Origin of the sequence: Thermus tengchongensis (assembly GCF_021462405.1) — a bacterium.
Lineage (GTDB): Bacteria > Deinococcota > Deinococci > Deinococcales > Thermaceae > Thermus > Thermus tengchongensis.
In genome coordinates, this window is the sequence record NZ_JAKEDU010000007.1 from 55,002 (window position 1) to 77,483 (window position 22,482).

The 22,482-nt window shown below is 68.3% G+C and carries 24 protein-coding genes; 13 read left to right on the forward strand and 11 right to left on the reverse strand.

All coding sequences use genetic code 11. The features are described from left to right. The first annotated feature begins 9 nt into the window (after positions 1-9). Together L1087_RS09225 and L1087_RS09230 are read left to right on the forward strand one after the other, a co-directional pair. Positions 10-1,707, forward strand: coding sequence for an ABC-ATPase domain-containing protein (locus L1087_RS09225; protein WP_234558628.1), 1,698 nt, complete (start codon positions 10-12; stop codon positions 1,705-1,707). A gap of 52 nt (positions 1,708-1,759) precedes the next feature. Next, positions 1,760-3,472: an aldehyde ferredoxin oxidoreductase C-terminal domain-containing protein gene (locus L1087_RS09230; RefSeq protein ID WP_326490723.1), complete on the forward strand. Its 1,713-nt coding sequence runs from the start codon at positions 1,760-1,762 to the stop codon at positions 3,470-3,472. Here the strand turns inward: L1087_RS09230 and L1087_RS09235 are convergent. Then, entirely contained in the window at positions 3,445-4,992 is a 1,548-nt protein-coding gene (locus L1087_RS09235; protein WP_234558630.1) for an acyl-CoA dehydrogenase family protein, read from the reverse strand. The two genes, L1087_RS09230 and L1087_RS09235, sit on opposite strands and share 28 nt — an antisense overlap. Positions 4,993-5,074: 82 nt before the next feature. On the opposite strand from L1087_RS09235, the gene pxpB reads away from it, so the two are divergent. Further along, entirely contained in the window at positions 5,075-6,625 is a 1,551-nt protein-coding gene (pxpB, locus tag L1087_RS09240; protein WP_234558631.1) for a 5-oxoprolinase subunit PxpB, read from the forward strand. 105 nt (positions 6,626-6,730) lie between these two features. On the opposite strand, the gene L1087_RS09245 is transcribed toward pxpB, so the two are convergent. Then, positions 6,731-7,933 (reverse strand): thiolase family protein, encoded by a 1,203-nt coding sequence (locus tag L1087_RS09245; protein WP_234558632.1) that lies wholly within the window; start codon positions 7,931-7,933, stop codon positions 6,731-6,733. A 105-nt stretch (positions 7,934-8,038) separates the two neighbouring features. Continuing rightward, positions 8,039-10,027 (reverse strand): thioredoxin domain-containing protein, encoded by a 1,989-nt coding sequence (locus tag L1087_RS09250; RefSeq protein WP_234558633.1) that lies wholly within the window; start codon positions 10,025-10,027, stop codon positions 8,039-8,041. Between the two features lie 58 nt (positions 10,028-10,085). Between L1087_RS09250 and nadC the strand changes: the two genes are divergently transcribed. The 6 genes from nadC to bfr are packed head-to-tail and all read left to right on the forward strand — an operon-like array spanning position 10,086 to position 14,518. Beyond that, positions 10,086-10,913, forward strand: coding sequence for a carboxylating nicotinate-nucleotide diphosphorylase (nadC, locus tag L1087_RS09255; RefSeq protein ID WP_386082990.1), 828 nt, complete (start codon positions 10,086-10,088; stop codon positions 10,911-10,913). Between the two features lie 25 nt (positions 10,914-10,938). Further along, positions 10,939-11,202 carry a ribbon-helix-helix domain-containing protein gene (locus L1087_RS09260; protein WP_234553837.1) on the forward strand — a complete coding sequence of 88 codons (264 nt, stop codon included), beginning with the start codon at positions 10,939-10,941 and terminating at the stop codon, positions 11,200-11,202. Next, complete coding sequence (locus tag L1087_RS09265) at positions 11,186-11,587, forward strand: type II toxin-antitoxin system VapC family toxin (protein ID WP_038046481.1); 402 nt, start codon at positions 11,186-11,188, stop codon at positions 11,585-11,587. Before L1087_RS09260 ends, L1087_RS09265 begins: the two co-directional genes overlap by 17 nt. Positions 11,588-11,590: 3 nt before the next feature. Then, positions 11,591-12,514 carry a quinolinate synthase NadA gene (gene nadA / locus L1087_RS09270; protein WP_038042436.1) on the forward strand — a complete coding sequence of 308 codons (924 nt, stop codon included), beginning with the start codon at positions 11,591-11,593 and terminating at the stop codon, positions 12,512-12,514. A gap of 19 nt (positions 12,515-12,533) precedes the next feature. Further along, positions 12,534-14,024 (forward strand): L-aspartate oxidase, encoded by a 1,491-nt coding sequence (gene nadB / locus L1087_RS09275; protein ID WP_234558635.1) that lies wholly within the window; start codon positions 12,534-12,536, stop codon positions 14,022-14,024. A gap of 17 nt (positions 14,025-14,041) precedes the next feature. Then, complete coding sequence (bfr, locus tag L1087_RS09280) at positions 14,042-14,518, forward strand: bacterioferritin (RefSeq protein WP_038046473.1); 477 nt, start codon at positions 14,042-14,044, stop codon at positions 14,516-14,518. A gap of 5 nt (positions 14,519-14,523) precedes the next feature. Here the strand turns inward: bfr and L1087_RS09285 are convergent, their stop codons facing one another. The 7 genes from L1087_RS09285 to L1087_RS09315 all read right to left on the reverse strand — a co-directional run bounded on the left by L1087_RS09285 (position 14,524) and on the right by L1087_RS09315 (position 20,261). After that, a complete protein-coding gene (locus tag L1087_RS09285) occupies positions 14,524-14,847 on the reverse strand; it encodes a winged helix-turn-helix transcriptional regulator (RefSeq protein WP_038046472.1) in 324 nt (107 codons plus the stop codon). Positions 14,848-14,890: 43 nt separating this feature from the next. Beyond that, a complete protein-coding gene (paaZ, locus tag L1087_RS09290) occupies positions 14,891-16,894 on the reverse strand; it encodes a phenylacetic acid degradation bifunctional protein PaaZ (protein ID WP_234558636.1) in 2,004 nt (667 codons plus the stop codon). 66 nt (positions 16,895-16,960) lie between these two features. Further along, a complete protein-coding gene (gene paaD / locus L1087_RS09295; protein ID WP_167764555.1) occupies positions 16,961-17,425 on the reverse strand; it encodes a 1,2-phenylacetyl-CoA epoxidase subunit PaaD in 465 nt (154 codons plus the stop codon). Continuing rightward, positions 17,419-18,177, reverse strand: a complete 759-nt coding sequence (gene paaC / locus L1087_RS09300) for a 1,2-phenylacetyl-CoA epoxidase subunit PaaC (protein WP_234558637.1) — start codon at positions 18,175-18,177, stop codon at positions 17,419-17,421. Before paaC ends, paaD begins: the two co-directional genes overlap by 7 nt. Then, on the reverse strand, positions 18,170-18,700 hold the full coding sequence (locus L1087_RS09305) for a phenylacetic acid degradation protein (protein WP_038042443.1): 531 nt from the start codon (positions 18,698-18,700) through the stop codon (positions 18,170-18,172). Before L1087_RS09305 ends, paaC begins: the two co-directional genes overlap by 8 nt. Positions 18,701-18,709: 9 nt before the next feature. Then, positions 18,710-19,681 (reverse strand): 1,2-phenylacetyl-CoA epoxidase subunit PaaA, encoded by a 972-nt coding sequence (paaA, locus tag L1087_RS09310; RefSeq protein WP_038042444.1) that lies wholly within the window; start codon positions 19,679-19,681, stop codon positions 18,710-18,712. After that, positions 19,674-20,261, reverse strand: a complete 588-nt coding sequence (locus L1087_RS09315) for a TetR/AcrR family transcriptional regulator (protein WP_135260456.1) — start codon at positions 20,259-20,261, stop codon at positions 19,674-19,676. The genes paaA and L1087_RS09315 overlap by 8 nt, the downstream gene beginning before the upstream one ends. A 97-nt stretch (positions 20,262-20,358) precedes the next feature. Here L1087_RS09315 and L1087_RS09320 point away from each other — a divergent pair, with 97 nt between their 5' ends. Both L1087_RS09320 and L1087_RS09325 read left to right on the forward strand, forming a co-directional pair. Then, positions 20,359-20,604, forward strand: coding sequence for an AbrB/MazE/SpoVT family DNA-binding domain-containing protein (locus tag L1087_RS09320; protein ID WP_267964838.1), 246 nt, complete (start codon positions 20,359-20,361; stop codon positions 20,602-20,604). Continuing rightward, entirely contained in the window at positions 20,583-21,005 is a 423-nt protein-coding gene (locus L1087_RS09325; protein WP_234558640.1) for a PIN domain-containing protein, read from the forward strand. The genes L1087_RS09320 and L1087_RS09325 overlap by 22 nt, the downstream gene beginning before the upstream one ends. Before the next feature lie 20 nt (positions 21,006-21,025). On the opposite strand, the gene L1087_RS09330 is transcribed toward L1087_RS09325, so the two are convergent. Next, positions 21,026-21,967, reverse strand: a complete 942-nt coding sequence (locus tag L1087_RS09330) for a tyrosine-type recombinase/integrase (RefSeq protein ID WP_267964839.1) — start codon at positions 21,965-21,967, stop codon at positions 21,026-21,028. On the opposite strand from L1087_RS09330, the gene L1087_RS09335 reads away from it, so the two are divergent. Both L1087_RS09335 and L1087_RS09340 read left to right on the forward strand, forming a co-directional pair. Beyond that, entirely contained in the window at positions 21,966-22,250 is a 285-nt protein-coding gene (locus tag L1087_RS09335; protein ID WP_234558644.1) for a hypothetical protein, read from the forward strand. The two genes, L1087_RS09330 and L1087_RS09335, sit on opposite strands and share 2 nt — an antisense overlap. Before the next feature lie 76 nt (positions 22,251-22,326). After that, complete coding sequence (locus L1087_RS09340; RefSeq protein WP_234558645.1) at positions 22,327-22,482, forward strand: DUF1634 domain-containing protein; 156 nt, start codon at positions 22,327-22,329, stop codon at positions 22,480-22,482.

Genomic DNA, 22,482 nt, shown 5'->3' on the forward strand with positions numbered 1-22,482 from the left:
CCTGAGGGCGTGCGGCGGCTTGCGGAGCTCTTCCCCTTCCTGGCCTCCTTAGAGGGGAGGCCTTACCCCTTTTACAGGGACCTTAAGGGCGTGTGGCGCGGGGAGGAGTTGGACCTGCGCTTCGTGTACGTCCAAGGGGATCCTTTTGCTACCCCCAGCGTCCTCGAGGTCCGCTACCCTCCCCAGGCCTTGGGGCCCCTTCGGGTCTACACCCGGCCTGAGGGAAAGGTGGCGGTGGAGGACTTTCTCCTGCGCGCCCTCAAGGCCCGCCTCCGCGGCCTGCGCGCCGGGGGTAGCGGCCACTCGGGAGAGGTGCGGGTGGAGGTGGAAAGCCCCAAGGTGCTGAAGCGCGCCGGGGCTCACCTCCTCGTCCCGGGTCCGGAGGGCCGGCCCCAGGGGGAGGGCGGGCTTTTCCTTCGCTTCCGGGTGGGCCTGCCCGCTGCCGGGCGGCGCATCCTGGGCAAGGAGGCGGAGAGGCTTTTCCGCACCTTGGTGGACCATCTCCGCGGGCTTCTTCCGGAGCTGGACCGGGCGGCGCTCCTTCGCCACGTGCGCCAGGTGGAGGACTTCGCCTTCCTCCAGGAGCGCCTTACCGAGCGGGGCCTGGTGGCGTTCGTGGGGGATGGGGCTATCCTCCCTCGGGAAAGCGGGGTGAGCCAGAGGCCCCTCAAGGGGGCCGTCCCCTTCCAAAGCCCTTCCGCCTTGCGGGTGGCCTTCCGGGTGCCCCACGCGGGGGAGGTCTTCGGCATGGGTATCCCCCAGGGCCTCACCCTGATCACCGGCGGAGGCTTCCATGGGAAAACCACCCTCCTCGAGGCCCTGGTCCACGGGGTCTATCCCCACGTGCCCGGGGACGGGCGGGAGTGGGTGGTAACCCATGCCCTGGCCCAAAGGGTCCAGTCGGAGGATGGCCGAAGCGTGAAGGGCGTGGACCTAAGGCCCTTCGTGCACGATCTGCCCCTGGGCCAGGACACCTCTTTCTTCTCCACGGAGGATGCCTCCGGCTCCACCAGCCTGGCGGCGGCCATCCTGGAGGCCTTGGAGCTGGGTGCGCGGGTGCTTCTCTTGGACGAGGACACCTCCGCCACCAACCTCCTGGTGCGGGATGCCCGCATGCAGGCCCTGGTGCGCCGGGAAACCCTCACCCCCCTTCTGGACCGGGTTCAGGACTTTAAGGCCAGGGGGGTGAGCCTGGTCCTGGTGGTGGGTGGGGTGGGGGACTACCTGGACCTGGCGGACACGGTCTTGCTTCTGGAGGAGTACCGGCCGAGGGAGGTCACCTTGGAGGCCAAGGCCATTGCCCAAGCCCATCCCACGGGGCGGGCTTTTGGCGAGCCTCGGTATCCCCTTGCCGTGGCTTCCCGGGCCCCCCTGCCCGAGAGCTTTGATCCCAGGCGGGGCCGGAAGACCCGGGTGAAGGGCCGGGGGCTCAGGGAGCTGGTCTACGGCGAGGAGGTGGTGGACCTGTCCGCCTTGGACCTGTTTGAAAACGCCCAGGTGCGGGCCCTGGGGGCTTGGTTCCAGAGGCTTTGGCGGCTGGCGGATGGTCGGCTCCCCTTAAGGACCCTGGTGGAAACCGCCTTGGAGGGTGTGGAGGACCTTTTTGCCCTCGAGGAGGCCCCTGAGGTGGCGGAGGTGCGCCCTCTGGAGCTGGGGGCGGCGGTGAACCGGCTCAGGGCCCTAGAGGTTTTGCGGGTGGGGGACTGAACCTTTCCTCCTGCGCCTCGGGATTATCCTGGGGGTCAAGGGGTGGTGGACGGTGTGGCGGTCTTTGAAGCTTGACCTTTCGGCGCGTAAGGCGTACTGGCAAGAGGTGGCCCCGGAGGAGGTGGCCTTTGGCGGGCGGTACCGCACGGGCCAGCTCCTCCTGGAACAGGAGGCCTGGCGCTTTGACCCCCTTTCCCCGGAAAACCCCTTGGTCTTCGCCATCGGTCCTTTGGCGGGCACGGGCTTTTCCAACGCCAACCGCACCAGCGTGGGCACCCGTAGCCCCCTCACCCTGGGCATCAAGGAGGCCAATGGCGGGGGCACCTTCGGCTACGCCTTGGGGCAGATGAAGCTCGCCCACCTGGTCCTTCAGGGGGCAAGCCCCGACTGGGTGGTCCTCCGCATCACCCGGGAGGGCCAGGTCTTCTTTGACCCGGCGGAGGACCTCCTCGGCTTAGGGAACTTTGAGGCCGCGCGGAGGCTTTTCGCCGCCTACGGCCGGAAGATCGCCTTCGCCCTCCTGGGCCCCGTGGGGGAGTACTTGGGCCTTCTTTCCGGCATCGCCTTCTCGGACACGGACGGCCGCCCTTCCCGTCTGGCCGCCCGGGGGGGCGTGGGGGCGGTGATGGGGGCTAAGCGGGTGAAGGCCATCGTGCTGGAGGTCCCGGGGAAGGCGGAGGTCTGGGACAAGCCCAAGGTGGCAGAGAGCGTCCGCCGCTACGCGGGGCTCCTACGGGAAGACCCCCTGGTCATGCAGTTCTACAACGCCATCGGCACCATGGGCATGGCCGACTTCCAAAACGCCTTCGGCGGCCTTCCCGTCCGCAACTTCCGCGAGGGGAGGCTGGCCCCGCCCGAGGCCTTCCGCATGGGCGGGCAGTACATCGCCCCTTTGAACCGGGCGCGGGGCGGCAAGCACACCCACGCCTGCATGCCGGGGTGCGTGATCCAGTGCTCCAACGTAATCGTGGACGAGAAGGGGGAGGAGGTGGTCTCCCCCTTGGAGTACGAGACCATCGGCCTTCTGGGCACCAACTGCGGCCTCACCGACCCGGATGCCCTCGCCCGCTTGAACCGCCTGGCCAACGACCTGGGCATCGACACCATCGAAACCGGGGCCACCTTGGCCCTCCTCATGGAGAAGGGGGAGGGGCCTTGGGGGGACTACGCCTTCATGGAGGCCAGGCTTAAGGCCCTTTACACCACAAGCGAGGAGGCCCGCTTCCTGGCCCAGGGCACGGCCCGGGTGGGGGAGGCTTTGGGCCTGAAGCGGGTTCCCGTGATCAAGCGCCAGGCCATCTCCGCCTACGATCCCCGGGTGGTGGAGGCCACGGGCATCACCATGATGACCACCGCCCAGGGGGCGGACCACACCGCGGGAAACGCTCCCAGGTTGGAAACCCGGGCCATGCCCGTGGAGGAGATCCTCGAGGCCAGTTACCAAGCCCAGGTGAACGCCGCCGCCAACGACAGCCTGGGGCTATGCGTCTTCGGGGGAAGCGTCACCAACAAGCAGGTGGCGTTCATCACGGAAAGCGTGAACGCCGCCTTGGGCACCGCCCTCACCCCGGCCTTTTGGCGGGAGCTGGGGGAGGGGGTGCTTCGCCTGGAGCACCGCTTCAACCACCTGGCGGGCTTCAGCCACGAGGACGACCGCCTCCCCGCCTTCTTCTACGAGGAGCCCGTGCCCCCCAAGGGCTACACCGCCCGCTTCCGCCCCGAGGACCTGGCGCCCCTTTACGAGAGGCTCCACCAGGGGTCGTAAAGCTCGGGCCGCCGGGCGGAGGGGGGCAGGGCTTCCCCTTCCAGGAAGGCCCGGGCGTAGAGCCGGGCCAGTTCGGGGAAGGGGTCCTCGCCCACCTGCTCCAGGGCGTGGACCGCGGCGGCGTCCGCCAGGTTCCGCAGGGCCTCCTTGGCGTACCAGGGGCCTTCCTCCGCCAGGCGCCTTAGGGCCTTCTCCGCGTGGGCCAGGGCCTCTGGGCTTGCTTTGAGGAGCTCCAGGAAGGGCTCGTGGGCCCGCTTCTTGGCGATGGCCTCCGCCATGTCCAGGGCCTGGATGTTGGCGGGGCCCTCCCAGATGGGGGTGATGAGGGCCTCCCGGTGCCAGCGGGCCACCCCGTACTCCTCCAAAAAGCCCAGGCCCCCAAAGAGCTCCATGGCCAGCTGGGTGATGGCGCTGGCGTGCTCGGCGGTGCGCCCCTTGGCCAGGTGGGAAAGGAGCCTGGCCAGGTGGTAGGCCTCGCTGTAGGGTGGCCGCTCCTCCCAGGCCCGGTCAAAGGCTTGGATGGCCAGGAAGGCCAAGGCCGTGCCCCCCACCTGCCGTAGGCGCATGGTGAGGAGGTCGTGCTGGACCAGGTCGTGGTCCAGGAGCCTCTTGCCGAAGGCAGTCCGCCGCCTCACCCGGAAGAGGACCTCGAGGTGAGCCTTCTTGGCGATGCCCATGGCGGCGGCCGCGTTGGCCAGCCGGCTCACCGTGAGGTTCTCCAAGGTGTAGTAGATGCCCTCCTCAGCCTTGCCGATGAGATGAGCCAGGCTCCCTTCCAGCTCCACCTCCCCCGAGGGCACCGCCCGGGTGGCCAGCTTCTCCTTGAAGCGGCGCACGGTGAAGTTGAGCCGCCCTTCCACCTCCCGGGGCAGGAGGAAGAGGGCCAGGCCCTTGGGCCCTTCGGGAGCCCCTTCCGGCCTGGCGGTGACGATGGCGTAGTCCGCCAGGCCCGCTCCCGAGGCGAAGTACTTGTCCCCCCCGTAGAGCCGCCAGGCCCCACCTTCCTTCCGGGCCAGGGTGCGGTTGGCCCCCAGGTCGCTTCCCCCCTGGATCTCCGTCATCCAGGTGGCCCCGAAGGCCGGGCCGTAAAGGAGCTCCCGCTTCACCGCCTCGTGCTCCGGGGCGTACTTGTGGAGGGCGTAGGCCACCTGGTGGGTGATGGTAAGGATGCAGTAAAGCCCTCCGTCCGCCAGGAGGTAGCCCAGGGCGTAATGAAGGGGCCAGCCCCGGCCCTCGTAGGCGGGACGGATCATGGGGCGGAGCTTTTCCAGAAGGGCGGCCTGGGCGGGGGAGAGGAGGGCCCGGTCGATGCGGTTGCCGTCCAGGTCGTGCATCTGCAGGCGGGGCGGGGCGTCTTGGTCCACGTGGTGGGCCACCTCCAAGACCTCCTCCCCCACCAGCCTCCCGAAGGCGGAAAGCTCCTCCTGGGGAAGGCCGGGAGCGAAGGTGTCCAGGATCGCTTTCAGGTCGGGGTCTAGGGCGTAGTGGTTCTCGCCTTGGCTGTAGAAGCGTTCCTTCATGGCGGCCTCCGCTCCGAGGCTACCCCCTTCCGGGGCAGGGGTCAAGGGATCCCGAGGGTCTGGGGGGGCTTAAAGTGGGGGCGTGGAGGGGTTTTACCTGGTCTTCGGGGAGGGGCTTTCCGAGGAGGCCAACCGCTGGGCGCAGGCCCTGGCCCGGGCCCTGCTGAAGGCCCCGCCCCAAGGCCTTCTGGAGGCCGTGCCCGCTTACGGCACCCTCTACCTGGAGTACGACCCCCGGCGCCTCTCCCGGAGGCGTCTTCTCCGGCTCCTTCGCCTTCCGGAGGAGGAAGGGCTTGAGGAGCGGGTGGTGGAGGTTCCCCTCCGCTACGATGGGGAAGACCTCCCAGAGGTGGCGGCCCGCACCGGCCTCGCCCTCGAGGAGGTGAAGCGCCGCCACCAAGCCCCCCTCTACCGGGTCTACGCCCTGGGCTTCACCCCAGGGTTTCCCTTCATGGCCCCGGTGGACGAGGCCCTGCGCCTGCCCCGCAGGGCGCACCCCAGGCCCCGGGTGCCCGCCCATGCCGTGGCCATGGCGGGGCCGCAGACGGGCATCTACCCCCTGCCTTCCCCCGGGGGCTGGCACCTTTTGGGCACCGCTTTGGTAGCCGTGTATGACCCCCACCGGGAGGAGCCCTTCCTTCTCCGCCCGGGGGACCGGGTGCGTTTCCGGGAAGCGGAGGGCCCCACGCCTCCCGAGCCCGAGCCCCTGGAGCTTTTGCCGCAAGACCCCAGGCTTCCCGCCTTCCGGGTGGAGGAACCCGGCCTTCTGGACCTGGTGGTGGACGGGGGACGGTTTCGGGTGGGGCACCTGGGCCTGGCCCGCTCCGGCCCCCTGGACCCCCGGTCGGCGGGGCTGGCGAACCGCCTGGTGGGTAACCCCCCGGGCGCGCCCCTTTTGGAGGTGGCCTACCGGGGTCCGGTCCTCACCGCCCTTAGGGATTTGGTGGTGGGCTTGGCGGGATACGGCCTTGTGGCCCTTCTGGATGGGGAGGAGATCGGGCCAGGCCAGAGCTTTCTTTGGCCAAAGGGCAAGACCCTTTCCTTCCGGCCTCGAGGCCGGGGGGTGAGGGTTTACCTGGCGGTGGCGGGGGGCCTCGAGGTCCAAAGCTTTTTGGGCTCCGCTTCCCCAGACCTCCGGGGCCGGGTGGGCCGGGCCCTCAGGGCTGGGGACGTGTTGGGCTTGGGGGAGGACCGGCCTGCGCGTCCGGGCATGGCCTTTCCCCAGCTTTCCCTGCCGCTACCCTTGAGCTTGCGCCTCCTCCCCGGGCCCCAGTTCACCGAGGAGGCCTGGAGGGCGTTCCTCTCCGGGGCCTTCCGCGTGGTGCGGGCGGACCGCATGGGGGTGGAGCTCCTGGGCCCGGAGGTGCCGGGAGGGGAGGGGCTTTCCGAGGCCACTCCTTTGGGTGGGGTGCAGGTTCCCCCTTCCGGCAGGCCCCTGGTGCTCCTGGCGGACAAGGGGAGCCTCGGGGGGTACGCCAAGCCGGTGAGGGTACATCCAGAGGACCTTTGGCTGCTAGGGCAGGTGTGGCCGGGTGCAGAGCTGAAGTTCACAAGCGGGTTTAATCGTGAACAGAAGCACAAAATGCCCATCCGGTTGCCCTGGGAGAGAGTAAACCCCCAACGCCTCCGCTAGCCTGTAGACTAAAGCGCCCGCACGGAAACCGCCCCATGGGGGCTAGCGTCCTTTACCCATTACCCTTCTGGGGCTCCCAGCCTGGGGCAAGCCCCGACGGGATGGCTAGACCCGCTCCACCACCACCGCAATCCCCTGCCCCACGCCGATGCACATGGTGGCTAGGCCGAATTGCACGTCCCGCCGCCTCATCTCGTGGACCAGGGTGGTGAGGATCCGGGCCCCCGAGGCCCCCAGGGGGTGGCCCAGGGCGATGGCCCCCCCGTTGGGGTTCAGGCGGGGGTCCTCCATGTCTAGGCCCCACTCCCTGAGCACCGCCAGGCTTTGGGCGGCGAAGGCCTCGTTGAGCTCGATAAGGCCGATATCCCTTAAGGTAAGCCCGGCCCGCTCCAGGGCCTTTTTCGTGGCGGGCACTGGCCCGATGCCCATGATTCTGGGGGGAACCCCGGCCACGGCGATGCTCCGCACTCGGGCCAGGGGGGTGAGGCCGTGGGCCTTGGCGTAGCCGTCGGAGACCAGGAGGACCGCTGCCGCCCCGTCGTTTAAGGGGCTGGAGTTGCCCGCGGTCACCGTGCCTCCTTCCCGGAACACGGGCCGGAGCTGGGCCAGCCGCTCCAAGGAGGTGTCCCGCCTGGGACCCTCGTCCACCGCCACCAGGGCTTCCTCCTTGCCCCGCTTCACCGGTACGGGGACCACCTCCTCTTGGAAGCGGCCCTCGTCCCAGGCGCGGAGGGCCTTCTGGTGGGAGAGGAAGGCGAAGCGGTCCTGCTCCTCCCGGGGGATGCGGTACATCTCCGCCAGGTTCTCGGCGGTTTCCCCCATGCTCTCCGTGCCGTAGAGGGCCTGCATCCTGGGATTCACCAGCCGCCAGCCCAGGGTGGTGTCGTACATCACCTGGTTGCCAGTGGGGAAGGGCCTTTCCGCCTTGGGCACCACAAAGGGAGCCCGGGACATGGACTCCACGCCGCTTCCGATGTAGACCTGGCCCTCCCCGGCCCAGATGGCCCGGGCCGCCTGGGCCACGGCCTCAAGCCCAGAGCCGCAAAGGCGGTTCACGGTGCAGCCCGCCACCTCCACGGGGAAACCCGCCAGGAGGAGGGCCATGCGGGCCACGTTGCGGTTGTCCTCCCCCGCTTGGTTGGCGCAGCCGGCGTAGACGTCCTCCACCTCCTCCTTGGGCACGCCGGAGCGCTCCATGAGGGCGGAAAGGACATGGGCCAGGAGGTCGTCGGGGCGCACGCTGGCCAGGGCACCCCCGTGCTTGCCGATGGGGGTTCTTAGGGCTTGGACGATCCAGGCTTCGGGCATGGGGCCTCCTTACCGAACGGTTGGTAACAGCTTAAGGCGATTGGAGATGGATGTCAACGATGCATCGGTGAGAGATAGTGCACGAGCGTGTGAAATCGTGACAGACTACACTAAATGCGCTCCCCGGTAGACCTCCCGAATCTCCACCCACAAGGCTTCCACATCCCCCGCAGGCATGCGGCAACTCTCCGCGTGGCAGAGGTAGGCCCTTCCAGGCTCCCGTCCCACAAGCCCCGGAAGGGCATCGGCAGGGCCCACGACCAGTTGGGTAAGGGGAAGGTACAGCCTTTTCGCCTCTTCCCAAAGGGAAGAGGGCAAGGGAAGGGCGAGGGCGGTCCCTTCCTGCAGCAGGCGGTGGACCATGAGAAATCCAGGCAGGGCCTGGGGGTGGCGCTCCAACCACAGGGCTACGCCCTCCATAAGCGTCTGGGCCCGTTTCCGGTAGTCCCCTCCAAAGGCAGCTTCAAGCCGCCAAAAGGCTTCCGCCAGGGCGCTTGCACCCGAGGGAACGGTGGTCTCCTCTACCTCCTTAGCGGGGAGGGGTAGGGGCTTTGGGCTGGATGGGCTACCCTCGAGGTCCCCTCCCCGAAAAACCTCCCAAGCCGCCTCCGCCAAGGACCTTGCCCGCTCCAGATAGGGCCACTCCCCAGTGGCAGCGTAAAGCTCCAGCAGGGCCAAGGCGGTGAGGCTCTGATCCTGGAGGAAGGCTTCTTCCCCCAGGGCCCCCGCGCGCCAGGCGTGGCGCACCAGGCCGTCCCTGCCCAGGGTGCCCAGGAGAAAGCGGGCCCCCTTGTAGGCAGCCGCCAGGTAGCCCTCGTGGCCAAGGAGCCTACCCGCCTCCGCCAAGGCCCGCACCGCCAAGGCCGACCCATCCGCCAGGACCTTGTCGTCCAGGTCTGGGGGAACCCGGCGGCGCCGCCAGGCCAGGAGGCGGAAGCGCACCCGCGCCCGCCATGCGGCAAAGGCCTCCCCCAGCTCCTCCCGGAGCTCCTCCTCGCCCCAGGCGGTGAGGACCCTCCTCCCTCCTTCCCCCACCAGGGGGGTGGTTTCCAGGCGGAAGTAGCGGCGGGCCAAGGGGAAGTCCTCACCCAGGGCCTTCTCCAACTCCTCTGCGGTCCAGGTGTAGTAGCGCCCCTCCTCCCCCTCGCTCTCGGCGCTCAGGGCGGTGTAAAAACCCCCCTCGGGTCCCTGCATGCCACGAAGCCAGTCCAAGGTCTCTTGGGCCACCCGCAGGAAAAGGTCCTCGCCGAAGACCCGATAGGCCCCCAGATACACCCGGGCGAGAAGGGCGTTGTCGTAGAGCATCTTCTCAAAGTGGGGAAGGTACCAAAACCGGTCCACGGCGTAGCGGTGAAACCCCCCGCCCACCTGGTCGTAGACCCCGCCTAGGGCCATGGCCCTTAGGGTTTTCCGGAGGATCCGCCGCGCCTCCCCTTCCCCCCGCCAGGCCAGGGCCAGGAGGTAAAGGAGCAGGTTCCCTTGGGGAAACTTAGGCGCGGGGAGAAACCCGCCCCACTCCGGGTCGAAGGCGTAAATCAGATACCGCAAGGCCTTTCCCTCCACGTCCTGGGGCACGGGTCCAGGAGGGGGAGTTAGGCTTCGCCAAAGGGCCTGGGACAGCTCTTCCGCTTCCTTAAGCAGGGCCTCCCGCTCCTCCCGCCAGGCCCGGGCCACCGCCAGGAGGACCCGCCGGAAACCCGGAAGCCCTCCCCGGTCCTCCTTGGGGAAGTAGGTCCCCCCGAAGAAGGGCTTGCCCTCCGGGGTCAGAAAGAGGCTCATGGGCCAGCCCCCCTGGCCCGTGAGGCTCACCAGGGCCCGCATGTAGGCGGCGTCCACGTCGGGGCGCTCCTCCCGGTCCACCTTCACCGGGACGAAGTGGCGGTTCAGAAGCTCCGCCACCTCTGGGTCCTGGAAGGACTCCCGGTGCATGACATGGCACCAGTGGCAGGCGTGGTACCCCACGGAGAGGAAGAGGGGCTTATCCTCGGCCCGCGCTTTTTGGAAAGCTTCCTCGCCAAAGGGATACCAGTCCACCGGGTCGTCGGCGTGGGCCAGGAGGTAGGGGCTGCGGGCGTGCTTGAGGCGATTCCCCATGGCCCTAGCCTAGCCCGCAGACGGAACGCCCCGGGGCGCTTTCCTTACAATGGAGGGCATGGTGTCGGAGGAGACCCTCAGGGCGTGGCTTTGGGAGGACCTGGGCCATGGGGACCTCACCAGCCAGCTGGTGGTGCCCGAGGACCTATGGGGTCAAGCGGTGATCTTGGCCAAGGCGGAAGGGGTTATCGCCGGGCTTCCCGTGGCCCAGGCGGTCTTCGCCCTGGCCGAACCCCGCATTGCCTTCACCGGGCTCGTGGCCGAAGGGGAGAGGGTGGAGCCTGGACAGGAGGTGGCCCGCCTCGAGGGGCCCCTCAGGGGCATCCTGGCGGGGGAGCGGCTGGCCCTCAACCTCCTCCAGCGCCTATCCGGCATCGCCACCCTCACCCGGGCCTACGTGGAAGCCCTCAAGGGGACCAAGGCCCAGGTGCTGGACACCCGCAAGACCACCCCGGGCCTCCGGGCCCTGGAGAAGTACGCGGTGCGGGTGGGCGGGGGAAAGAACCACCGCTTCGGCCTCTTTGACGGGATTCTCCTCAAGGAGAACCACCTCCGGGCAGCGGGGGGCGTGGCCCAGGCGGTGCGCCGGGCCAAGGCCGGGGCGCCCCACTACCTGAAGGTGGAGGTGGAGGTGACGAGCCTGGCCGAGCTGGGGGAGGCCCTGGAGGCGGGGGCGGACCTGATCCTCCTGGACAACTTCTCCGTGGAAGACCTGCGGGAAGCGGTGCGCCGCGTGGGGGGGCGGGTGCCCCTCGAGGCCAGCGGCAACATGACCCTGGAGCGCGCCCGCCAGGCGGCGGAGGCCGGGGTGGACTACGTGAGCGTGGGGGCCCTCACCCACTCGGCCAAGGCCCTGGACCTTTCCCTCCTGGTGGTGAAGCCATGATGGCATGCTGTGCTACCATGAGGGCATGGTGCGGACCCAGGTGCAGCTTCCCGAGGAACAGGCCCAGCGCCTAAAGGCCCTGGCCCAGGAGGAAGGGGTATCCCTGGCGGAGCTGGTGCGCCGGGCGGTGGAGAGCTATCTCCTGGAGAGGGAGAACGGGGGTTTTTCCGAGCGGGCAGAGCGGGCCTTGGCCGTGGTGGGCCGCTTTGCCTCGGGCCTTACCGATGTGAGCCAGGAGCACGACCGCTACCTGGCGATGGGTGAGGACCACCTTGGCCGTCTTCGTTGACACCTCGGCCCTTTACGCCCTCCTGGACCGGGACGATGCCCGGCACCCGGAGGCGGCGGAAAGGTTTCGCCGCCTCTTGGCGGCCCGGGAGCGGTTGGTAACCCACAGCTACGTGGTGGTGGAAAGCGTGGCCTTGGTTCAGAGAAGGTTGGGCCTCGAGGCGGTGCGGGCCCTTTGCCACGGCCTGTTGGAGGTGGTCCATACCGTTCCTGTGGACGAGGACCTGCACCAGGTGGCCCTGACCGCCCTCCTGGCCTCCGGGAGGAGGGAGATCAGCCTGGTGGACTGGACCAGTTTTTTCTTCATGCAACGAAGGGGTTTAAGGAAGGCCTTGGCCTTTGACGAACACTTTTGGGAACAGGGCTTTAGCCCGGTGGACGCTTAGACCATGGACAAGGAACTCCTTACGCAAGAGGTGCTCCGCCTGAAAGCGGAGCGGCAGGCGGTGATCCTGGCCCACTCCTACCAGCTCCCCGAGGTGCAGGAGGTGGCGGACTTCGTGGGGGACTCCTTGGGCCTGGCCCGGGAGGCCCAGCGAACCCGGGCCAAGGTGATCGTCTTCGCCGGGGTGCACTTCATGGCGGAAACAGCCGCCATCCTCAACCCCGACAAGACCGTGCTCCTGCCGGACCTGGAAGCGGGCTGCTCCCTGGCGGACAGCATCCGCCCTGAGGACGTCCTGGCCTGGAAGGAGGCCCACCCGGAGGGCATCGTGGTGGCCTACGTGAACACCAAGGCCGAGGTGAAGGCCCTGGCGGACGTGTGCGTCACCAGCGCCAACGCCGTGGAGGTGGTCTCCCGCCTGCCGGAGGACCGGCCCATCTTCTTCGTGCCCGACATGTTCCTGGGGGCCCACGTGGCCCGGGTCACGGGCAGGAAGCTGGACCTATTCCCTGGGGAGTGCCACGTGCACGCGGGCATCCGCGAGGAGCACATCCAGGCCCTCCTGGAAGCCCACCCGGGAGCGGAGTTCATGATCCATCCCGAGTGCGGTTGCGGTTCCAGCTGCCTTTACCTCAAGCCGGACGCCAAGATGCTCTCCACCGAGGGCATGGTGCGCCACGCCAAGCGCTCGGAGGCCAAGGAGTTCGTGGTGGCCACGGAGGTGGGGATCCTCTACCGCCTCGCCAAGGAGGCCCCGGGGAAGACCTTCATCCCGGTGAAGCCGGAAGCGGTTTGCGAGTACATGAAAAAGATCACCCTGGAGAAGGTCTACCTCTCCCTCAGGGAGATGCGCCACGTGGTGCGGGTACCCGAGGAGGTGGCCCTTAGGGCCCGGCGGGCCCTCGAGGCCATGGTAGCCGTGGGCTAGCGCCTGGCCTCCGCGCCTTATGCACAGCCGGAGCGTAGACCTCCTGATCCTGGGCGCGGGGGTGGCGGGGGTGTACGCCGCCTTGGCCGCGGAGGCGGAAGGGGCCAGGGTCCTCCTCCTCAGCAAGGACCCCCTGCCCTCGGGTTCTACCCCTTGGGCCCAGGGCGGGATAGCTTTCCCCTTAGACGACAAGGACTTAGAAACCCACCTGAAGGATACCTTGCGGGCCGGGCGGGGCTTGGTGGAGGAAGGGGTGGCCCGCTCCATCCTAGAGGAAGCGCCCAGGCACCTGGAGCGCCTCCTCGCCTGGGGCCTTCCCTTCCACCCCGAGCCCACCCGGGAGGGCGGGCACTCCCGGGCCCGGGTGCGCCACCTGGGTGGGGACCGAAGCGGCCTCCTCCTCCTCCGGGGGCTCCTCGCCCGCCTGCAGAGCCCGGTGTTGGAGGGGCACCTGGCGGTGAACCTCCTGGTGGAGGGAAAGCGGGTGGCCGGGGCCTGGGTCCTCGGTCCGGAAGGGCCGGTGGAGGTCCGGGCCGGGGCGGTCCTCCTAGCCACCGGGGGCTTCGGGCGGCTTTTCCCCGTGACCACCAACCCCCCTGGGGCCACGGGGGACGGCATGGCCCTGGCCCACCGGGCAGGGGCCGTCCTTAGGGACCTGGAGTTCGTCCAGTTCCACCCCACGGCCCTGCCGGATGGCGCCTTGGTGAGCGAGGCCTGCCGGGGAGAGGGGGCCATCTTGCTGAATGCCCTTGGAGAGCGCTTCATGCCCCGCTACGACCCCCTGGGGGAGCTGGCCCCCCGGGACGTGGTGGCCCGGGCGGTCTTCCGGGAGAGGGAGCGCACCGGCGGGGTCTTTTTGGACCTGAGGCCCATCCCCCGCCTGGAGGAGCGCTTCCCCACGGTGGTGGCCTCGGCCCGCGCCCTAGGCCTGGACCCCTTGAAGGAACCCATCCCCGTAGCCCCCGCCGCCCACTACGCCATGGGCGGGGTGAAGACGGACCTTCGGGGCTTCACCGGGGTAGAAGGGCTCTACGCCGCAGGGGAGGTGGCCTCCACCGGGCTGCACGGGGCCAACCGCCTGGCTTCCAACAGCCTCCTCGAGGGCCTGGTCATGGGGGAGCGGGCCGCGCGGGCGGCGCTGGAGGGCCTCTCCTTTCCAAGGGCTCCCGAGGCCCTGCCTGCCCTCACCCTGGACCCAAGCCTTCTCCCCGAGCTCCGGCGGTGGATGGAAAGGGGGGCCGGGGTGGTGCGGCGGCGGGAGGGCCTGGAGGAGGCCCTGGCCTTTGCCGAGGGCCTTCCCCTGGAAGAAGCCCCCCCGGACCGGGCCACAAGGCCCGCCCTGGAGGCGGGGAGCCTGGCCCTTTTGGCCCGCCTCCTCCTGCGGATGGCCCTCCTTAGGGAGGAAAGCCGCGGGGCCCACTTCCGGGAGGACTTTCCCCAGGAAGCCCAGGAGGCCTACCACCTCGAGGCCCAGGGCTTCACCCTAAGCCGGGTGCCCGCGGGGGTATAATGGCCCTGGAGGTGGCTATGAAAGGTCATCCGGACGTGATCCAGAGCCTACAGGAGAGGCTTTCCGAGGAGCTTGCCGCCATCTTGCAGTACATGGTCCACGCGGAGATGGCGGAGAACTGGGGTTTCAAGGCCCTGGCCCGCCACCTCAAGGCCCACGCCATCACCGAGATGCGCCACGCGGAGAAGCACATCGAGCGCATCCTCTTCCTGGAGGGCTTCCCCGAGGTGAGCCGCATCGGGGAGATCCGGATCGGCAAGAACGTGGAGGAAATCCTCTTCAAGGACTACGAGGGAGAGCTCCAGGCGGTGAAGGGCTACAACGAGACCATGAACCTGGCCCAATCCCTGGGGGACAACGGCACCCGGGACCTGGTGGCGGAGATCCTCAAGGACGAGGAGGCCCATGTGGACTGGCTGGAGACCCAGCGGGAGCTTAAGGAGCAGATGGGCCTAGCCAACTACCTGCAGTACCTGGCGGGAGAGGCCGGGTAGGGTCCCTAGCCCACGGGGGCCTTGAGGTGCTTGCGGGCCCAGCGCTCGATGGCGGCGATGACCGCCTCCAGTTCCCGCCCGGCCTCGGTGAGGCTGTAGCGGGTGCGGGGGGGCATGTAGGACTCCACCCGCTTCTCCACCACGCCCAGGCCCACCAGGTGCTCCAGGCGTTGGGACAAGGTGGCGGGGTTCACCCCCCCGATGGCCCGGGAGAGCTCGTTGAAGCCCTTGGGGCCTTCCAGGAGGGCCCTGATGATGTGCAGGGTCCACTTCTCCTGGAGGAGGTTGAGGGCCTCGTACACCGGGCAGAAGGCCTCGGGCTCGGCCATACCCCCATGGTAGCACAGGGGGCACCCTTCCCCTGGCTTTTCCTCAGGGCCTATTCCCCTGCGCCTTTCTGGCCACCAGGGTGAGGACGGTATAGCTGGCCACGGTCTTGCCCTCCTGGTTCAGGACCTCCACCGCCCACTCCACCACCCCGGTCCTCTCGTCCCGGGGGCGCTTGGCCTTCACCGTGAGCCGGGCTTGCAAGGTATCCCCGATGCCCACGGGTTCGGTGAAGCGCAGGCCCTCGAGGCCGTAGTTGGCCAGCACCGGCCCCGGGGCTGGGTCCACGAAGAGCCCGGCGGCGGCGGAGAGGACGAAGTATCCGTGGGCCACCCGCTTCCCGAAGAGGCTCTCCTTGGCCGCCACCTCGTCGGTGTGGGCGTAGAAGTGGTCCCAGGAGAGGTGGGCGAAGAGGGCGATGTCCGCCTCCGTCACCGTGCGGCGGTGGGTGAGGAGGGTTTCCCCCACTTCCAGCTCCTCGTAGTGCTTGCGGAAGGGGTGCACCTGGGTGGGACGCTCCGCCCCCCTGGCGTACTCCCCGGTGAGGGCCTGCAGGGTGTGGGGGTCCGCCTGGAGGGCCAGGCGGGCCAGGTGGCGCTTGACGGAAAGGAGCCCCCCCAGCTCCTCCCCGCCTCCTGCCCGTCCGGGTCCCCCGTGGAGGAGGCGGGGCAAGGGGGAGCCGTGGCCGGTGGAGCTGTGGGCATCCCTCTGGTTCAGGACGTGGAGCCGGCCCACCTCCCCGGAAAGCCCCAGGAGGTAGAAGCGGGCCTCCTCGGGGTCGGGGGTGGCCAGGGTGGCGGCCAGCATCCCCCCGCCCAGGCAGAGGAGGCGCAGGGCCTCTTCCCGGTTTCCATAGGGGAAGAAGGTGGCCACCGGACCAAAGGGCTCCACCCGGTGCAAGGCCTCCCCGTGGGGCTCCTCCGCCAGGAGCAGGGTGGGGGGGAAGAAGGCCCCATCCCGCCTTCCCGGGTGTTGCCAATGGATGCGGGCCCCTCCTGCCAGAAGGGCTTCCACCGCCCGCGCCACCTCCTCCTTCTGCTCCAGGGAGGCCAGGGGGCCCAGGTCCACCCCCTCCTCCCGGGGGTCGCCCAGCCGGAGGCCTTCCAGGTGCCTGCGGGTGGCCTCGAGGAGGGCCTCGAGGCGGTCCTTGGGGGCGAAGACCCGGCGGATGGCGGTGCAGCGCTGCCCCGTTTTGATGGCAAGTTCCTGGGCGATCTCCTGGGCCAGCCGCTGTAGCTCTTCCTCGCCCGCTTCTTCCCCTAAAAGGGCGGCGTTGAGGGAGTCGGTTTCCGCGTTGAAGAGGGCTCCTCTTTCTAGAAAGGCGGGATGGCGGCGGAGGCGGTCGGCGGTGGCCTTGGAGCCCGTGAAGTAGACGCTATCCCGGTGGTCCAGGGCCTCCAGGGCCTCCCCCAGGCCGCCCGCCACGAACTGGAGGCTTCCCTCCGGCAGAAGCCCGGACTCCAGCATGAGGCGCACCAACCCCTCGGCCACGTGGGCCGTGGGGGTGGCGGCCTTGGCCAGGGTGGGCACCCCTGCTAGGAAGGCGGGGGCGAACTTCTCCAAAAGGCCCCAGACGGGGAAGTTGAAGGCGTTGATCTGCACCGTGATCCCGCCCTTGGGCCCCAGGAGGTGGCGCCCCTGGAAGGAGAAGTCCTTGCTCAGGGGAAGGTTTTCCTCCTCGGGGAGGAAGTTGCCTTCGGGGAGCTGCCGGGCCAGGGAGCTATAGGCGAAAAGTACCCCAATCCCCCCGTCCACGTCGTACCAGGCGTCCCGCCTCGTCCCCCCGGTGGTGGCGTAGAGGCGGTAGAGCTCTTCCTTCCGCTCGGAAAGGTACTGGGCCAAGGCCCGTAGCCGCTGCCCCCGCTCCCTAAAGTCCAGGGCCAGGAGGGCCTTCCCCCCTATCTCCCGCCCCCACTCCACGGCCTCCCGCAGGGGCAAGCCCTCGGAGGTGACGAAGCCCAGCACCTCCCCCGTGGCGGCGTCCCGCACCGCCACGCCCTCGCCCATGCCCTCGCGCCACTCTCCCAATAAGTAGCTCTTGATCTTCATCAACCTACCCTCCCGTGGTGACGTGTTGGGCCCCGGAGGGACCGGGGCCCTTCCCTGGGGCTTGGCCTAGACGGCCTTGAAGGCTTCAAACACCTCCCCGCAAGCCTGGCACTGGTAGAGCATCTTGCACAAGGTGGCCCCAAAGGCGTTCTTGAGAACCACTTGGCCGCTGCCGCACCGGGGGCAAGGGGGGTCTTCCTGGGCTACCTCGGCCATGGGCAGGGGCAGGGGTGGAGCGATGCCGTAAGCGCGTAGCTTCTCCTTGGCCTCGGCCGCCATGGCCTCCGTGCTCCAGGGGGTGCGGGCCTCCACCACCTCCACCTCCTTGGCTCCTGCCCCCCGCAGGGCCTTTTCCATCTCTTCGCGGATGAGCCGTAGGGCGGGGCAGCCGGAAAAGGTGGGGCGGAAGCGGACCCTAACCTTTTCCCCTTCCGCTTCTACCCCCAGGACCATCCCCATCTCCACGATGTTGAGGACGGGAATCTCCGGATCCCTGACCCCTTTTAGGGCTTCCCAGTACCGCTCTACCATGCCTTGGCCTCCGGATCCCAGCGGGCCACGGACTGCATCTCCGCCAGGAGGGACCAGAGGTATTCCGTGTGCTCCCGGCGGCTTTTGGGCACGTACCCTCCCTCAGGGGGCCTTAGGCCCGAACGCACCAGGTGGGCGGTCACCTCCTCCAGGTAGGGGGCCTCGAGGGCCTTGAGGTCCGGCACCACCCCTGCCTCCACCAGGGCCTCGTCCCCAGGGAGAGGCTGGAAGAGCTGGCGGACGTAGGGGAAGAGGGTTTCTAAGGCCTCTTGCGTCCGGCGGTGGGATTCCTCCGTGCCCTGGCCCAGGCGCTCCACCCAGAGGGAAGAGTGCTTCAGGTGGAACCTTTCTTCCTTCAGGATGCGGCTTGCCGCCTCGGCCAGGGGAGGGTAGGCGCTCTTCGCCGCCTCCTTGAGCCAGAGGTTCTCGTAGGCATCAAAGAGGTACTGCCGCACCATGGTGAAGGCCCAGTCCCCCTTGGGAAGCTCCACCAGGATGGCGTTTTGGAACTCCAGGGGATCGCGGAAGTAGACCAGGCGGTCGGGGTCGGAGCCGTCCAGCTCCTGCCTTAGCTCCAGCCAGAGCTTGGCGTGGCCCAACTCGTCCTGGGCCAGGTTGGCGATGGCGATGTCCTCCTCGAGGATGGGGGCATGCCCCACCCACTCGGAAAGCCGCTGGGCCAGGACCGCCTCATCGTCAGCCCAGGCGGTGAGCCGGGCCACCAAGGCATCCTTCAGGTAGGCCTCAAGCATCCCGGTTCACCTCCACCCCCTTGGCGGTGATGAGCCCGTAGTAGCTTTGCAGCCGGTAGGTCTTCTCCTTGGCCGGGGCGAACCAGCTTTCCACCACTTCCTCCTTGGGTTCGGTCCCCACCACCAGGCGCTCGGGAACCGCCCAGAAGGCCACCCCCTGGGTCTGCAGGAGGGCTTGGGCGATGGCGTCCTCGGGGCCTTGCGCCAGGAAACGGCCCACCAGGTCCCCGTAGACCATGCTCCGGCGGTGGCTCCGCTTGGCGAAGACCCAATAAGGTTCTTCGCTTCCTCCCTCCCTTCTGGTGGGCTTCAGATCCTTTAGGCCCTCCTGGGAAACGTGAAAGAAGGCCTCGGCTGGGGCCACGAAGAGGGCGTAGGCGGCGGGGCGCCGCACGAACACGTGCCGGGCCACGAGGAGGGCGTGCTCGGGGTCTGCGGCGTGTACCGAGCCCACCATCTGCACGGGGGACCTGGGGGTGTCCTGCTTCATCACCTCAAACCGGGGCCACTCGGTTCCCCACATGGTGCCCCCCTAGTCCGCGGCCTGGGCCAGGTGGCGCTTGCCGTAGGCCTCGAGGGCCTCCCGCACCCAGCGCCCCTCCTCGTGGGCCTTCCTCCGGGCCGCAAGGCGGTGCCGGTTCATGGGGCCTTCCCCGCCAATCACCTTCCAGAAGTCGTCCCAGGGGATGGGGCCGTGGATCCAGTTGCCCGTCTTCTCGTCGTAGCGGAGGTCGGGGTCGGGGATGGTGAGCCCAGCGTCCAGGAGCTCGGGGACATGCTCGTTCAGGAACTCCTGGCGCACCTGGTCGTTGGTCTTGGTCTTGATGCCCCAGCGGAGGAGAAGGGGGGTGTGGGGGGAGTCGGTGTCGTGGGGCCCGGCCATCATGAGGGTGGGCCACCACCAGCGGTTCAGGGCGTCCTGGACCATCTGGCGCTGCTTCTTCGAGCCCTTGGCGTAGAGGAGGACCGCCTCCTTTCCCTGCTTGTGGTGGAAGGTTTCCTCAGCGCAGATGCGCACCATGGCCCGGGAGTAGGGCCCGTAGGAGCACTGGGCCAGCATGGTCTGGTTCTTGATGGCCATCCCGTCCACCAGCCAGCCGATGATGCCCACATCCGCCCAGGTGAGGGTGGGGTAGTTGAAGATGTTGGAGTACTTGGCCTTGCCGGAAAGAAGGGCCTCCACCATCTCCTCCCGGGTGATCCCTAAGGTTTCGGCGGCGTGGTAGAGGTACTGCCCGTGCCCGGCCTCGTCCTGGACCTTGGCCAGGAGGATGAGCTTGCGCCTCAAGGAGGGAGCCCGGGTGATCCAGGCGCCCTCGGGGAGCATCCCCACCCACTCGCTGTGGGCGTGTTGGGAGATCATGCGGATGAGCTGGCGCCGGTACTCGGCAGGCATCCAGTCCCCGGGCTCGATCTTCTCGCCCCGAGCGATGCGGGCTTCAAACTCCTCAAGCCTTTCCCCGTAGTCGGGATCCTCTGGGTAGCCGAGCTTAAGCTTAACCATCCTCGCCTCCTTTCTCCTCTCTCGCCTCCACGCCCAAGGCCCTCAGGATGAGGGTGGCATAGGCTTCTGAAAGTTCTTCCAAGGAAAGGGGCCCATCGGGCCGGTACCACTGGTAGGTCCAGTTCAGGGCGGAAAGGACAAAGAGGGTGGCCAGGCGGAGGTTATCCACCCGGAAAACCCCTTGTTCCATTCCCTCCTGGATCACCGCCTGGACGCCTTCCTCGTAGCGGCGCCTTAAGGCCTTGGCCTCCTCAAGAAGGGGAGGGGAGAGGTGTTTCCACTCGTGGAAGAACACCGTGGCCCGGGGCAGCTCCTGGGCGATGACCCCGAGGTGGCCCCGTACCAAGCCTTTCAGCTTGGCCACAGGATCGCCCTTAAGTCCCTCCAGAACTTTAAGGAAGCGCTCGGCGGCCTGGCGGACCACCTCGATGAGGAGCTCCTCCTTGGAGGTGATGTGGGCGTACAGGCTTCCCCCCTGGAGGTTCAAGTGCTTAGCCAGCTCCCGCATGCTGGTGGCGTGGTAGCCCCGCTGGCTGAAGAGGTGGCCTGCTATGGTGAGGATTTGCTCGCGCCGCTCCATGGCTAACGGTCGTTTGTTAGGGTAGCATACCCAGACGTAAGGGACAAGTGTCCCAAATCACCATGCGGGTGGGGCTCCGTGGTAAAGTGAAGCTGGGATGGTAAAGAGTAGGGTGAGCAGTAAAGGACAGATCACTTTACCCAAGCGAGTGCGGGAAATCCTGGGTGTGGGTCCGGGGGAGGAGGTGGCCTTTGAGGTAAGGGAAGGGGAGGTGGTGCTCCGGGCCCGCAAACGGGTACCCCTGGAGGCCCTCCTGGGGCGGCTCCGGGGCCAGGTGGCCTACCCAGGGGAGGAGGAGGAGCGCAGGGCGCGGGAGGCGGCGTGGAGCCCAAGGGACCCCTGAAGCGCTACTGGGCGGACACGAGCCTTCTCCTGCGCCTCCTCACCGGGGAACCTCCCCACCTGGCGGAGAAGGCCCTTTCGGTCTTCGCGGGGGCGGAGGGCGGGGCTTACCGCCTCCTGGTTCACCCCCTGGTGGTGGCGGAGGCCTTCTATACCTTGGTTTCCTTCTACCGGGTTCCCAAGGCAGAGGCGGCCCAGGCCCTCTGGGCGCTTTTGGACCGGGAGGGGGTGGAGGTGGTGGAAGGAGAGGCTTGCCGCCTGGCCTTGGAGGAGGCGGGGCGCGGGTCCCTAAGCTTCGTGGACGCTTTTCTCCTGAACCGGGCGGGCCTCGAGGGCCTAGCCACCTTGGACCGGGCCCTAGCCCGCCGGGCGCAAGGGGTGCTGCCCCAGGATCCTTCTTGAAGCTCCCACAGGATGCCGTTTCAGAGTTCGGGGAGCCTCGAGGCCGCCTCCTTAAGCCTTTCCCGCGAGGCGTGCAGGTAGATCTGGGTGGTGGCGATGGACTCGTGGCCCAGGAGGTCCTTCACGGCATCCAGCTCCACGCCGTTTTCCACCAGCAAGGTGGCGTAGGCGTGGCGGAGCTTGTGGGGGGTGAAGCGGCGGGGGTCCAGGCCCGCCCTCAGGGCCGCCTCCCGGAACTGGGCTTCCACGTACCGGGCAGAGGGCACCCGCCCCCGGCGCTTCCCCTGGAGGAAAGTGAAAACTGGCACATTCCCCTGGGGCGGGCCCAGCTCCCGGAGCGCCTCCCGGGCGGTCTTGGAAAGGGGCACCAGCCGCTCCTTATTGCCCTTGCCCACCACCCGTACCGCCACGGGAGCGCCCTTTTCCAGAACCAGGTTGCGGCCTTTCAGGGAAAGGGCCTCGGAGATGCGCAGGCCCGTGCCGTAAAGAAAGCGGGCCAAGGCGCTCAGCATTTTGGCTTCCTTGGCGTCCTGGAAGGCCTCGAGGAAGCGCCGGAGTTCCTCGGGGCTCGGGTGCAGGGGAAGCCTCCGGCCCGCCTTGGGGCGGCCGATGCCCTCGGTGGGGTCTTCTACCGCCTCGCCCCGCACCTGGGCCAGGTAGCGGTAGTAGCTCCTCAGGGCGGCCAAAAAGCCCTGAACCCGCCGGGCTGCCCAGCGCTCCTGGAGCAAGAGGGTCCGGACCGCCTCGGGGCCCGGCGGGAGGGAGTGGGCTTGTAGGAAGCGGAACCAGAAGGCCAGGTCCTGGAGGTAGCGCCGCACTCCCCGGGGGGAGTAGCCCCGCTCCAAAAGGAGGTACTCCGCATAGGGGGCCAGGTCCTCGAGGGCCCTATCGGGCTTTTTAATGCCGAGGCTTTTCCAAATAGCGGACTGAGGGCGGTCTGGGCTCACGGGGGCATTATACATGCGCGAAATGTACCTTTCGCGAACACAAGGGGGCAGTTACCCCGGGGTTACGGTGGCTGCCCTGGCCGGGGCGGCCCTTTACGGCTGCCTCGAGGGCGAGGAGGCGAAGGCAAGGCTACATCGATCCGGTGATCAGTTTCCCGGTAATGCTAGGGGTCCTCCTCGAGGCTTTCTCGGGGCCAAAATCCTTCCGGTGAGCCCCACCCCTAGGCTCCGTCTCGTCTTTGCCCTGGTGATCGCCTTCCTGGGGGTCCAGATGGTGGCTCAGGGGGCGGGCGGATGAAACGGATGGACCTCCGGATTTCTTGGACCCTGCGGGTAGGAGTCTTGCTCTCCGCTTATGGTCCTCCTCGGCGGGCTTGGGTATCTGGCGGCCCACGGGGGTACCCCGGCAGGGGTGGGTCCCTCGAGCCCGGGTTGCCCTTTCCGTTTTTCTCTTCCTAGAAGAGAAGGACTACGGCTTTGCCCTCATCACCCTCTGGGTGCTCCTCATCCTCCTGGCGAGCCTCTTATGA